At 44.8% G+C, this 13,392-nt stretch carries 14 protein-coding genes; 12 read left to right on the forward strand and 2 right to left on the reverse strand.

Annotation, left to right across the window (positions count from 1 at the left end):
- Positions 1–70: 70 nt before the first annotated feature.
- Both serS and R7P67_RS07655 read left to right on the forward strand, forming a co-directional pair.
- Positions 71–1,378 (forward strand): serine--tRNA ligase, encoded by a 1,308-nt coding sequence (serS, locus tag R7P67_RS07650; RefSeq protein ID WP_005378225.1) that lies wholly within the window; start codon positions 71–73, stop codon positions 1,376–1,378.
- Positions 1,379–1,574: 196 nt separating this feature from the next.
- The gene (locus R7P67_RS07655; RefSeq protein WP_005437185.1) at positions 1,575–1,841 is read left to right on the forward strand and encodes a DksA/TraR family C4-type zinc finger protein; all 267 of its coding nucleotides are present in this window, start codon (positions 1,575–1,577) and stop codon (positions 1,839–1,841) included.
- Positions 1,842–1,910: 69 nt separating this feature from the next.
- Here the strand turns inward: R7P67_RS07655 and bioA are convergent, their stop codons facing one another.
- Positions 1,911–3,191 (reverse strand): adenosylmethionine--8-amino-7-oxononanoate transaminase, encoded by a 1,281-nt coding sequence (bioA, locus tag R7P67_RS07660; RefSeq protein WP_213905303.1) that lies wholly within the window; start codon positions 3,189–3,191, stop codon positions 1,911–1,913.
- 130 nt (positions 3,192–3,321) lie between these two features.
- On the opposite strand from bioA, the gene bioB reads away from it, so the two are divergent.
- From bioB to bioD, 4 genes are read left to right on the forward strand one after another with little or no spacing between them, the layout of a single operon-like run.
- Positions 3,322–4,374 (forward strand): biotin synthase BioB, encoded by a 1,053-nt coding sequence (bioB, locus tag R7P67_RS07665; protein ID WP_151514668.1) that lies wholly within the window; start codon positions 3,322–3,324, stop codon positions 4,372–4,374.
- Complete coding sequence (gene bioF, locus R7P67_RS07670) at positions 4,361–5,512, forward strand: 8-amino-7-oxononanoate synthase (protein ID WP_198556796.1); 1,152 nt, start codon at positions 4,361–4,363, stop codon at positions 5,510–5,512. The genes bioB and bioF overlap by 14 nt, the downstream gene beginning before the upstream one ends.
- Positions 5,512–6,333, forward strand: coding sequence for a malonyl-ACP O-methyltransferase BioC (gene bioC, locus R7P67_RS07675; RefSeq protein WP_005388087.1), 822 nt, complete (start codon positions 5,512–5,514; stop codon positions 6,331–6,333). The genes bioF and bioC overlap by 1 nt, the downstream gene beginning before the upstream one ends.
- Positions 6,330–7,016, forward strand: a complete 687-nt coding sequence (gene bioD, locus R7P67_RS07680) for a dethiobiotin synthase (RefSeq protein ID WP_005378217.1) — start codon at positions 6,330–6,332, stop codon at positions 7,014–7,016. Before bioC ends, bioD begins: the two co-directional genes overlap by 4 nt.
- A gap of 82 nt (positions 7,017–7,098) precedes the next feature.
- On the opposite strand, the gene R7P67_RS07685 is transcribed toward bioD, so the two are convergent.
- Positions 7,099–7,302, reverse strand: a complete 204-nt coding sequence (locus R7P67_RS07685; RefSeq protein ID WP_054575128.1) for a hypothetical protein — start codon at positions 7,300–7,302, stop codon at positions 7,099–7,101.
- Between the two features lie 473 nt (positions 7,303–7,775).
- Here R7P67_RS07685 and htpX point away from each other — a divergent pair, with 473 nt between their 5' ends.
- The 6 genes from htpX (at position 7,776) to R7P67_RS07715 (ending at position 13,389) form a co-directional block, all read left to right on the forward strand.
- Positions 7,776–8,645: a protease HtpX gene (htpX, locus tag R7P67_RS07690; protein ID WP_005388085.1), complete on the forward strand. Its 870-nt coding sequence runs from the start codon at positions 7,776–7,778 to the stop codon at positions 8,643–8,645.
- Positions 8,646–8,854: 209 nt separating this feature from the next.
- Entirely contained in the window at positions 8,855–9,274 is a 420-nt protein-coding gene (locus R7P67_RS07695) for a nuclear transport factor 2 family protein (protein ID WP_213886279.1), read from the forward strand.
- Positions 9,271–9,996: an SDR family oxidoreductase gene (locus R7P67_RS07700; RefSeq protein WP_005378209.1), complete on the forward strand. Its 726-nt coding sequence runs from the start codon at positions 9,271–9,273 to the stop codon at positions 9,994–9,996. The genes R7P67_RS07695 and R7P67_RS07700 overlap by 4 nt, the downstream gene beginning before the upstream one ends.
- Positions 9,997–10,008: 12 nt before the next feature.
- A complete protein-coding gene (locus R7P67_RS07705) occupies positions 10,009–11,319 on the forward strand; it encodes an NAD(P)/FAD-dependent oxidoreductase (RefSeq protein WP_239939249.1) in 1,311 nt (436 codons plus the stop codon).
- Position 11,320: 1 nt separating this feature from the next.
- Entirely contained in the window at positions 11,321–12,139 is an 819-nt protein-coding gene (locus R7P67_RS07710) for a DUF1365 domain-containing protein (protein WP_262652516.1), read from the forward strand.
- The gene (locus tag R7P67_RS07715; RefSeq protein WP_005378204.1) at positions 12,133–13,389 is read left to right on the forward strand and encodes an SAM-dependent methyltransferase; all 1,257 of its coding nucleotides are present in this window, start codon (positions 12,133–12,135) and stop codon (positions 13,387–13,389) included. The genes R7P67_RS07710 and R7P67_RS07715 overlap by 7 nt, the downstream gene beginning before the upstream one ends.
- The last annotated feature ends 3 nt before the right edge of the window (positions 13,390–13,392 follow it).

Raw genomic sequence — 13,392 nt, forward strand, 5'->3', positions numbered from 1 at the left:
CAGTAAATTTTTTTAACGCGTACGCTTGGAAAGTGCGCGTGATTTCACAACAAAAAGCATAGGATTAACAATGCTGGATTCTAAATTACTTCGTACAGAGCTGGATGAAACAGCTGCTAAACTGGCGCGTCGTGGCTTTAAGCTAGACGTAGATACTATTCGTAAACTTGAAGAACAACGTAAGTCCATTCAAGTAGAAGTAGAAAATTTACAATCCACGCGTAACTCCATCTCCAAGCAAATCGGCCAAAAAATGGCGGCTGGCGACAAAGAAGGCGCAGAAGAGATCAAGAAACAAATCGGTACGCTAGGTAGCGATCTTGATGCGAAGAAAGTTGAACTTGAGCAAGTAATGGCTCAACTAGACGAATTCACGCTTTCTGTACCAAACATCCCAGCAGATGAAGTGCCAGATGGCAAAGATGAAAACGACAACGTTGAAATCTCTCGTTGGGGTGAGCCAAAGTCTTACGACTTCGAACTGAAAGATCACGTTGACCTAGGCGAAATGGGCGACGGTCTAGACTTCGCCAGTGCAGTTAAGATCACTGGCGCACGTTTCATCGTGATGAAAGGCCAATTCGCTCGTCTACACCGTGCAATCGCTCAGTTTATGCTAGATCTTCACACTGAAGAGCACGGCTACACAGAAATGTACGTACCTTACCTAGTAAACTCTGACAGCCTATTCGGTACTGGTCAGCTTCCTAAGTTCGGTAAAGATCTTTTCCACACTGAGCCTTTAGCGGAAAAAGTAAACGACGAAGAGCCTCGTAAACTGTCTCTAATCCCTACTGCAGAAGTACCTGTAACGAACCTAGTTCGTGACACGATTTCTGACGAAGCGGATCTACCAATTAAGATGACAGCGCACACGCCATGTTTCCGCTCAGAAGCAGGTTCTTACGGTCGTGATACTCGTGGTCTGATCCGTATGCACCAGTTCGACAAAGTTGAGCTAGTACAAATCACTAAGCCAGAAGATTCAATGAACGCACTAGAAGAGCTAACAGGTCATGCTGAGAAAGTTCTACAACTTCTTGAGCTTCCTTACCGTAAAGTGGTTCTATGTACAGGTGACATGGGCTTTGGCGCTCGTAAGACTTACGACCTAGAAGTTTGGGTTCCTGCTCAAGAAACTTACCGTGAAATCTCTTCATGTTCTAACATGTGGGACTTCCAAGCTCGTCGTATGCAAGCGCGTTTCCGTCGTAAAGGCGAGAAGAAACCTGAGCTTGTACACACGCTAAACGGTTCTGGTCTTGCTGTAGGTCGTACAATGGTTGCTATTCTAGAAAACAACCAAGAAGCAGACGGCCGCATTGCGATCCCTACAGTACTTCAGAAGTACATGGCAGGCGCAACGCACATCGGTTAATTCATTAACCACTAGAACACCAAAACCCAGCCTTAGTGCTGGGTTTTTTGTTATCTGCGTCGAGTGAAAATTGATTATTACTAAGCTGCAATAGTGTTTTCGAATTTACCCTAATTATCTTGTTATTTGTAATCGATATAATCATCCACCTTATCACGGTAAGTAGATTTTCTCATTCAAGTAACGAGGAGGGCTTATGGCCGTAGGGTGGGCAAATGACGATAGCGTCAGCCAACAAATTCAAAACACAATAGACGACGAGATTTCCCGTGTTCGTGGCAGTATCACAAAGGGTGAGAGCGCCCATTACTGCGATGAGTGTGGTGATGAGATTCCGGAAGCGCGTCGTCTTGCTATGAAAGGCGTTCGTTTGTGTATCGAATGTCAGTCAACAATCGAATTGGTGTCTCAACGCCAAGCATTGTTCAATAGACGAGCGAGTAAAGACAGTCAACTCCGATAACTTTACTGCTCTAATAAATAACGAGACGGTTTGAGTCTCATACTCAAACCGTTTTCATGTTCAATTGAACTATGAAGCGAAGCAGTCTTTACGTTGTAACGCAGCATCAATCGCATTCACTAACTTTTCAATATCTTCTGGCTTGCTGATGAACGGCGGCATCATATAAATCAGTTTGCCAAATGGACGAATCCACACTCCGTGTTCAACAAACAAGGCTTGGATGGCTTCCATATTCACAGGGAGATGCGTCTCCACTACGCCAATGGCACCTAACCAACGGGTGTTTTTCACCAACTCGTATTCTTCAAGTTTTGGCAGTAACTCAGAAAACAGCGCTTCGATTTGTTGGGTTTGCTGTTGCCAGTTACCTTGTTCAATCAATTCCAAACTTGCAGTGGCAACAGCGCAGGCAAGTGGGTTACCCATAAAGGTTGGACCGTGCATAAAACACCCAGCATCACCACCACAAACGGTATCCGCAACGTGTTTGCTCGCCAGGGTCGCAGAGAGAGTCATGTAGCCTCCAGTGAGTGCTTTCCCAACACACAGAATGTCTGGTTGAATATCTGCATGTTCGCAAGCAAACAACTTACCAGTACGCCCAAATCCGGTTGCGATCTCATCTGCAATTAATAACAAACCGTATTTGTCGCAAAGCCTACGCACGCCTTTGAGAAATTCTGGATGGTAGATACGCATGCCGCCCGCGCCTTGAACGATAGGTTCTAGGATCACCGCAGCAAGTTCTTGGTGGAGCGTTTCAATCTTGTGCTCGAAGTCGGTAAGGTCCTCTGGCTTCCATTCATCCCAATAACCACAAGTTGGTGACTCCGCAAAGATATGTTCAGGCAAAAAGCCTTTGTAAAGAGAGTGCATTGAGTTGTCAGGATCGGTAACCGACATCGCCGCAAACGTATCGCCGTGATAACCGTGTCGCAAAGTAAGAAACTTCGGTCGGCGTTCGCCTTTTGCATGCCAATATTGCAGTGCCATTTTTAAGCTGACTTCTACGGCAACGGAGCCTGAATCGGCAAGGAATACATGTTCAAGATTACTTGGGGCTAGGGATAGCAACTTCTTACACAAACTGATTGCTGGCTGGTGGGTAATCCCGCCAAACATCACGTGAGAGACCTGATCGATTTGCTGGTGAGCGGCTTGATTTAAATGCGGATGGTTGTAGCCGTGGATCGCCGACCACCAAGAAGACATGCCATCGACAAGCTCAGTACCGTCTTCCAATTTAATGTGAACACCACTTGCTGATGCCACTGGGTAGCAGGTCAGAGGTGTCAATGTCGAAGTGTAAGGATGCCAGATATGCTGGCGGTCGAAGGCGAGATCCATGTGCGATTCCAATAACAGTTAAGATTAAAAAATAAACAGATGTAAACTTTATTATTTTGTGTTGTGTTGACAGTTTATCGAGACTCAGTAGACTGTCAACACAACAACAAAAGTGACTAAAGGAATACACGTGGAAGTTCGTCATAACTGGACGCATGCTGAAGTGCGCGATCTCATGGAAAAACCATTCATGGATCTCCTATTCGAAGCGCAGCTTGTACATCGTCAATATCAACAAACCAACCATGTTCAAGTAAGCACGCTTCTGTCGATTAAGACAGGTGCTTGTCCAGAAGATTGTAAGTACTGTCCTCAGAGTGCTCGTTACACCACAGACATCGAGAAAGAGCGTCTGATGGAAGTAGAACGCGTACTCGATGCTGCGCAAAAAGCCAAAAATGCTGGTTCTACTCGATTCTGTATGGGCGCAGCATGGAAAAATCCAAAAGAGCGTGACATGCCGCATTTGACCGACATGATCAAAGGCGTGAAGAGCATGGGTTTAGAAACGTGTATGACATTAGGCATGTTGACGCCAGATCAAGCAAAACAACTGGCAACCGCAGGTTTGGATTACTACAACCACAACCTAGATACGTCTCCTGAATTTTACGGCAACATCATTACCACACGTACTTATCAAGACCGTTTAGATACTTTGTCTCATGTTCGTGATGCTGGCATGAAGATCTGTTCCGGTGGCATCATCGGTATGGGTGAAAGTGCTAACGACCGAGCAGGTTTGTTGGTTGAATTGGCTAACTTGCCGGTACACCCTGAAAGCGTTCCAATCAACATGCTCGTGAAGGTAAAGGGGACACCACTGGAAGAAGTGGATGATGTTGAGCCTTTCGATTTCATTCGCCTGATTGCGATTGCACGAATCATGATGCCTCAATCAGCCGTTCGTTTATCCGCTGGCCGTGAAAACATGAACGAACAAATGCAAGCGCTGTGTTTTATGGCGGGTGCAAACTCCGTCTTCTACGGCTGCAAGCTTCTGACAACGCCAAACCCTTCTGAAGACAAAGACATGATGCTGTTCAATAAGCTCGGCATTAACAGTCAAGAGGTGTCTCAAAAGCCTGATGAAATCGAAGAAAACGAGTTACTCGATCGCGTCGTAGAGCGCGTTGCTGCCCGTCCGACAAAAGACGACCTTTTCTACGATGCCAGCGTTTAAATCTCGTATCGAGTCCGCCCTTGCTGAGCGTAAAACGCAAGGGTTGAATCGTTCTATGAATGTGGTGTTTGCCGGTAACCAGTCCGTTTTGGAACACGAAGGCAGACGCTACATCAACTTCTCAAGTAATGATTATTTGGGCTTAGCCAATGACCAAGCGCTTGTTCGGGCTTGGCAGCAAGGTTTAAGCGTATACGGCAGTGGCAGTGGAGCATCGCCAATGGTCACTGGCTTTAGTGCCGCGCACAGCAATTTAGAAGCCGCACTAACTGAATGGTTGGGCTACGACAGAGCAATTCTGTTTGGTTCTGGATTCAGTGCTAATCAAGCCTTGTTGTTCACCTTGTTAGAAAAGTCAGACGTATTGATCCAAGACCGTTTGAATCATGCTTCATTGATGGAAGCGGGGGCGTTGTCACCAGCTAAGATGAAGCGTTTCAAGCACAATGACATCGAGCATCTAAAATCGCTGTTGAATAGCGAAGGCAACCATCTAGTTGTGACTGAAGGAGTATTCAGCATGGACGGTGACTGTGCGCCGCTCAGCGATATAGCTGAAGTCACTCGCAGTCATGATGCTTGGTTTGCTGTCGATGACGCTCATGGTATTGGCGTTCTTGGTCAATCCGGTGGTGGCTCTTGCGAGCTTGCCGCGGTTAAGCCTGAGTTATTGGTCGTTACCTTCGGTAAAGCGTTTGGTATGTCTGGCGCGGCTATTTTATGTGACCACGCAACGGGGGACTTTTTAACTCAGTTTGCTCGTCACCATGTGTATTCCACGGCGATACCACCAGCACAAGCGTATGCGTTGACTCATGCAGTCTCGATGGTTCAAGAGCAGTCTTGGCGACGTGAAAAGCTCTCTGAGCTTAGTGAAGTGTATCGAGATAGTCTTAGCGACCTTGAGGGGTTTGTTGAGACTCAAACTTCGATTAAGCCCTTTTTGATTGGTGAATCTGAATTGGCTTTGCGAGTAGCAGGTGCTTGTCGCCAAAACGGTATTTGGGTTACCGCTATTCGACCACCGACGGTGCCTAAAGGGACGTCTCGTCTTCGAATCACACTCACTGCCAATCACACCAACGAACAAGTTAAAACGCTTTCAATGGCATTGAAGCAAGCATTAGGAGCGCTGTAATGGATAATGCAACTACCGCATTAGCGCAAACGCTCGCGTTAGAGAGTTTCCATCAAGATAAAGACGCGATTGCCTCTTCGTTTGGTAAAGCAGCAGAAACGTACGACAAACACGCGGCTTTTCAACGTGATGTCGGGCATCAGCTGCTTGATAAACTTCCTGAAAACTTGACGGGAAAACGTGTATTGGATTTAGGTTGTGGCACGGGTTATTTCTCCCAACTACTTCAACAACGTGGTGCGGAAGTAGTCTGTGGCGATATCTCTCAAGCCATGTTAGATAAAGCAGAGCAGCGTTGTGGTGCAGTACGAATGCATTACCAAGTTGCTGATGCTGAAAACTTACCATTTGACGATGATAGCTTCGATTACGTGTTTTCAAGTTTAGCGCTGCAATGGTGTACAGATTTAAGTTACCCACTAAAAGAAGTGCGCCGCGTGCTAAAAAATGGTGGGAAAGCGTGGTTCTCTACACTGGTTGATGGATCACTGTATGAGCTGCGTGCATCATGGGAAAAAATTGATGCATATCAACACGTCAATAACTTTCTAACGCTCAATCAGGTAAAAATTGCGTTAGCGCAATCTCGATGTGACAGCCATCAACTAGACTTGACCACCATCACAGTTTGGTACGACTCTGCATTTTCAGTTATGCGTGACCTCAAAGGTATAGGTGCAAATCACGTAAGCGGGCGCTCACACGGTTTAACTAGTCGCGAGACTTTGTTAAAAGTTGAGCATGCGTACCAAGCGTTTAAAAACGATCAAGGTCTTCTACCTGCAAGTTATCAGGTTTGTTTTGGAGTAATACATCTATGATTGATGCTTTTTTTATTGCTGGTACGGATACTGATGTTGGAAAGACGGTAGCGTCTAAAGCCATTTTGCAAGCGATCGCAGCAAAAGGACTAAACACTATTGGTTATAAGCCAGTGGCAGCAGGGAGTGACAAGACTGAAGCGGGATGGCGTAACTCTGATGCTTTACACTTACAAGACGCCGCAACACTCGATGTGGCCTATGATGATGTGAACCCATACGCTTTAGAGTTGCCTGCTTCTCCCCACATTGCAGCGAAGCATGAACATGTCGAAATAAGTTACGATGTTCTGAGTCAAAAACTGGCTCAACATAAGCAGCAAGCCGATGTTGTTCTCGTTGAAGGTGCTGGAGGTTGGCGTGTGCCAGTATCCGATACGGACTGTTTATCTACATGGGTAAAAGAAGAGCAGTTACCTGTTGTACTGGTGGTTGGCATTAAATTAGGCTGTTTGAGCCACGCTTTACTCACAGCGGAGAGTATTAAAGCGGATGGTTTGAATCTTGTTGGCTGGGTGGCAAACCGCGTCAACCCAGGCACAGAGCACTACGCTGACATTATCGAGATGCTAGAAGCACGTATCGATGCACCTAAGCTTGGGGAAATTCCATATATTCCAAGTGCTAAACGCAAAGAGCTAGGCAAGTACATTAATGTAGAGCCGTTGCTAAACACTGACTAATGGTGTTTAGGATAAAAGACTAAAAAACCCAAAGGGCTGCGCAATGCAGCCCTTTCTTGTTGGTGTAACCTAAAAAGTCAGATTACTTATCTTGGCTGAGCCCCATCAATGCTTGTTGTGTTTCTGCAACACGCTGAGACATATGATGATCGGTTGAAATACCAAGTTGTTGCTTTGCCTCGTCCTCTGAGATGCCTAGGTGACAACGTAGTAAATCAATAGCCATTTGATAGTCGTTAGTTTCTACCATGGTTTTTCCCTCAATACATGGAGTTTTTGAACTCACCCAATGCACTTTTTGCAATGTACTTAGAGTGGCTCTGTTTTGTTCATCTCATTCGAATTTAGCATGTCCATGTAGCCGCACAATAAGACCAAAGTCTATAGCAGAGCTAACGTACTGTTTTTGGTCTATTAAAAAATTTCTAGCTAAGTTGCTAAGAGGTGATAGATTTAACACCAAGATCATCTATCAATAGATGATGGGTAGCTCAGAGCTTATTTTATCATTTTGATAAATGTATATGAACGGAGGTTCCAGCTCCTACCAAAGCATGTTTTGAAATCGCTTGAATCAAATATTTCAGTCCCGAAAACAAATGTTGCAATTTATTGCTTAACCTTGTTTTTATCGCGGATAGACTATATCTATAACGCACGGAACATGAAAATCAACGGAATTGGCTTTTATAGCGATTACCATTTGTTCCTTATAACAATCCGTTTTAAAAAAACGATAAGCTTCCTCGGAGAAAAGTAATGAAGCGAATTATGTTATTCCTAGCAACTAACCTAGCTGTCGTGCTAGTGCTTAGTGTTGTTCTGAATATTGTTTACGCTGTAACTGGAATGCAACCAGGCAGTCTGTCAGGTTTACTTGTAATGGCTGCTGTATTTGGTTTTGGTGGCGCATTTATTTCGTTGATGATGTCAAAGGGTATGGCGCTACGCTCGGTTGGTGGTATGGTCATTGAAAGCCCGCGCAACGAAACGGAGCATTGGTTAGTCGAAACTGTGGGTCGTCAAGCTCAACAAGTGGGTATTGGTATGCCAACGGTGGCTATTTATGATTCACCAGATATCAATGCATTTGCGACAGGTGCAAAACGAGATGACTCTCTTGTCGCAGTTTCTACTGGTCTTTTACACAATATGACTCGTGATGAGGCAGAGGCAGTACTTGCACACGAAGTGAGCCATATTGCAAATGGTGATATGGTCACGATGACGTTGATGCAAGGTGTCGTGAACACGTTTGTTATCTTCCTATCACGCTTTATTGCCAATATCGTGGCATCGAACGATGATGAAGAAGGCCAAGGTACAAATATGATGGTTTACTTTGGCGTATCCATGGTGCTTGAACTGGTATTTGGTTTCCTAGCTAGCTTCTTGACTATGTGGTACAGCCGTCATCGCGAATTCCACGCGGACGCAGGTGCTGCGCGCCTCGTTGGCAAAGAAAAAATGATTGCGGCTCTAGAGCGTTTGAAGGTGAGTCATGAATCTCAACTGGATGGCACCATGATGGCGTTTGGTATCAATGGCAAGCAGTCGCTGACTGAGCTACTAATGAGCCACCCTCCGCTAGATAAACGTATTGCAGCGTTGCGAGGCCAGCAATACTAATTGTTCCTACTTAAATAATTGTTAATCTGCTGAAAAGGCTTGGTTTTGACCAAGCCTTTTTTTTCGCCGATTGATCGCGTGCGAACTTCATCACGTACTACTTACAGAAATAAAGTTATACAAAATTATTTTTGTACAACTTTGGTGGAATGAACTATCTTGTACATATAATAATTTTGTACAACTTAATGGGCGTGTAGGAGTAAAAAATGGACATACAGTCTGTTGGCAATATCTATCAAAAGCTCAACAAAGCGAACTTACATCTGCTTGAGGATATATATCACCAAGATGTAGTATTTGAGGACGCAGCGCATCGTTTAGAAGGATGGCCAGCACTTTCGGATTATTTCACCTCATTATATGCCAACGTCATCAGTTGTGATTTTGTAATCCATGAGCATCAACAAGTCGGAGATACAGGCTTCCTAACTTGGACAATGGACCTTCAGCATCCCAAACTTCAGAAGGGTGCGCCTATTCTCGTCAATGGTGTTTCGCACCTCAAATTTAGCGAAGGTCAGGTCATTTATCACCGAGACTATTTTGATCTCGGAGAGATGCTCTATGAGCATTTACCGTTACTTGGTTCAGTCGTTAAAACCATCAAGCAGAGGTTAGGACAATGAACAACACCATCTTAATCACAGGCGCCACCTCCGGAATAGGAAGACAGCTTGCCCTAGATTACGCGAACTCAGAATGGAATGTGATTGCTTGTGGTCGGAATCAAGATGTTCTTGCAGAATTGGAGGCAGTTTCCTCCAAAATTCATACATTGCAGTTTGATGTGACAAATTATGAGGAAACTCAGCAGGCGCTGTCTAATTTGCCCTTTACGCCAAACACATGGGTTTTTAACGCAGGCGATTGTGAGTACATGGATGAGGGAGTGGTCGACGCGAAACTCATGGCGCGTGTGATGAACGTAAATGTTGTCGGTGTTGCTAACTGCGTCGAAGGCTGCCAAGTGCATTTAGAGAGAGGGCACCGCATTGTTATTGTTGGCTCTATCGCATCAGAAGTGGCACTGCCTCGTGCAGAAGCTTACGGCGCATCCAAAGCGGCAGTCAGTTATTTTGCACGCACGCTCGCCGTCGACTTGAAAAAGAAAGGGATCAATGTGGTAACGGTGTTTCCTGGTTTTGTTGAAACGCCGTTGACTGACAAAAACGACTTCGAAATGCCAATGATCATTTCTACTCAGCAAGCGTCGGACTCTATCAGGAAGCAGTTAGCCGCAAACAAGACCTATATCTATTTCCCAGCGAGATTTACCAGTATTTTACGTTTTATCTCGTTACTTCCATACAGTTGGCAAGCTCGCCTAACTGCTAAACTCGTATCATAAGAAGGAATAAAAATGAAAACAGCAGGAAGAAAGAAGATAGCGATTGTGGGAACGGGAATCTCTGGCCTTACTTGTGGTTATTACTTGCATAAAGAATATGATGTAACGCTGTTTGAAGAGAACGATTACATTGGTGGCCATACTGCAACCGTTGATGTGAGCCTTGATGGTAGAGAATACGCGATAGACACTGGGTTCATCGTCTATAACGATCGTACGTACCCTAATTTCATTAAAATGATGAGCGAGATTGGCGTTGAAGGTCTGCCGACTCAAATGAGCTTCAGTGTCAGAAATGATGGGAACGGACTAGAGTACAACGGCCACACAGTGTCGACATTGTTTGCTCAAAAACGTAACTGGGCAAACCCTAAATTTTATCGATTTATCTTCGAGATACTTCGTTTCAATAAACTTGCCAAGCGCTTCGCTAGCGAGCAATCCACGCACTCTCAGACGTTAGGTGAGTTCCTTGACGAACACAAATTCAGTGCTTTCTTTACCGATAACTACATATTACCGATGGGTGCTGCGATTTGGTCGTCGACTTTAGCTGACATGCGCGCATTCCCTCTTATGTTCTTCTTACGTTTCTTCCTCAACCACGGTCTGCTAGATGTGACTAACCGGCCACAATGGTATGTGATTAAAGGTGGTTCACGATCATACATACCACCATTGACCAAAGGCTTTGCCGAGAGTATTCGTCTTAATAGTCCTGTCGAAAAAGTGGTTCGCAACGAAAAAGGTGTTGGCGTTCAAGTTCGCGGAGAAACGCATTGGTTTGATGACGTTATCTTTGCTTGTCATAGTGATCAAGCAATGAGAATGCTAGAGGATATCAGCCCAATTGAGCAGGAAATCTTGGGGGATATGACATACCAAGCAAATGAAGTTGTTCTTCATACCGACTCTGCCGTACTACCAAAACGTAAGGCAGCATGGGCATCATGGAACTACCTATTGGAAGGCAGTGAAGAGGAACAGCAACGCCTCCCTTCGCTCACTTATAACATGAACATTCTTCAGCATATTCAATCAGAACACACGTTTTGTGTAACGTTGAACAGTACTGAGCAAATTAACTCAAATAAAGTCTTGCGTTCGTTCACTTATCATCATCCAGTATTCACCAATGAGTCTATTGCAGCGCAGCAGCGCAAAGATGAGATACAGGGCAAACAAAGTACCTGGTTCTGCGGCGCTTATTGGTACAACGGTTTTCATGAAGATGGCGTGTGTAGCGCGCTTGATGTTGTGAAAGAACTAGAAGAAAAGTACCGCGAACAAAATGTGGTTCCTTTCGAAAAAGGCGCAGCGTGATATGGATAGCCAAATGAACAGCCGATTGTTTATAGGCAACGTTCGTCACCGTCGATTCACGCCGGTGAATCATGAGTTGAACTACTCTTTATTTATGCCCGCCATCGATGTAGACGAGCTCGATGCTTTAGAGAAAAAAGTATGGGGTTTTGGTTCGCGTTGGTGGCATTGGGCTCGCTTCAAGCGCAGTGATTACATTGGTGAAGGTAGCGTCAAGTCGGCAGTGCGCAGCAAAATTGAAGAACTGACAGGTGTTCGCTGTACCGGCAAGGTAATCGCAGTCTGCCACTTGCGTTATCTAGGACTTTATTTCAGTCCCGTTAATTTCTACTACGTTTATAACGCGGAAGGAGAATGGAAGTATCTCCTCGCAGAGGTGAGTAACACTCCTTGGAATGAACGACATTACTACGTGGTGTCAGCAGATAAAGAAGAAGAAAAGTTTGGTTGGGAACAAGTTAAAGCATTCCATGTTTCACCATTCAACCCGATTGACCAACTCTACCGCTGGAGAATTAAACCTTTGACAGACAAGTTGAATATTCATCTTGAATGTCACAAAGGAGAGAAACACTTTGATGCCACCATGGTTATGAAAGCCAAGCCACTTTCAAGCAAAACCTTATTGAGGTGTTTGATCGTTACACCAATACAAACGGTAAAAGTAATGGTTGGTATTTATTGGCACGCATTAAAACTTTGGGTGAAAGGCGCACCTTTTTATTCTCATCCTAAATATTCAACGCATGAAGAAATAGAAGCCGATACTGAAAAAACAGACAAAAAAAATAAAAAGCACAAGGAGAATTCTGCATGTTAAATACTAGTTCTATGACATTGCCGCGTAAATTGACGACAACGCAAAAAGCGGCTCGCGGAGTTATTTTTCAATGTCTGCAAAAAATGGAAATCGGCTGCTTAACAGTTATTGAAAGTTTTAAGACGGAAACGACAGAGCGAAGCGAGCGTTTTAGTGCGCCAAATGGGGAGTACAGTGGTCAACCTGTTGTCGCTACTATAGAGGTAAAACATCCAGGTTTTTATTCACGGATCTTGCAGGGCGGCAGTATTGCTGCTGGTGAGGCTTATATGGATGGGTGGTGGGATAGCCCCGATTTAACCTCATTAATGAAGCTGATGGCCCTTAACATGCGTGCTCTAGATAAACTCGAAGAGCAAGGCAGTTGGTTGACTAAAATACTGTACAAGTTCAGCCATTGGTCAAACAGAAACTCTGAAGAGAACTCACGTAAAAATATCCATGCGCATTACGACTTGGGTAACAACCTATACGAAGCGTTCCTTGACACCAATATGCTGTACTCGTCGGCGCTTTACAATCATGCGGATGACTCTCTAGAGCAGGCTCAAATCAACAAAATGGATCGTCTATGTCAGCAACTTGAGCTGAAGCCCACTGATCATGTTGTTGAAATTGGCACTGGGTGGGGCGCTATGGCGATTTACATGGCAGAACAATACGGTTGTCAGGTCACCACAACAACGATATCTGAAGAGCAACACGCGTACGCGGAGCAAAAAATCAAAGAGCGTGGCTTAGAAGACAAAATCACTCTACTCAAAGAAGATTACCGAAACCTAACCGGAACTTATGACAAGCTCGTTTCTATTGAAATGATTGAAGCTGTGGGCAAACAATTCCTTCCTTCGTACATTAAGGTCTGTGAGTCTTTATTAAAGTCCGGTGGCGTGATGGCGATTCAAGCGATTACGATTGCCGATCAGCGTTACGATTACTACAGTAACAACGTCGACTTTATCCAAAAGTACATTTTCCCGGGTGGTTTTTTACCGTCGGTAACCTCACTAACCCAAGCCACAACAAAATACAGTGACTTAGTGACGCGAGACTTGTTCGATATTGGTTTGGACTACGCCAAGACGCTGAACGAATGGCACTTACGTTTTAATCGAGCAGAGGGTGAAGTGCGCTCATTTGGCTACGACGACCGCTTTGTGCGTATGTGGCGCTACTATTTGAGCTACTGTGAAGGTGGCTTTTTGGCTCGCACGATCAGTGCAGTTCACATGACGTTTCAACGCCCGTAGTTC

Source organism: Vibrio sp. Vb0937, from assembly GCF_033338855.1.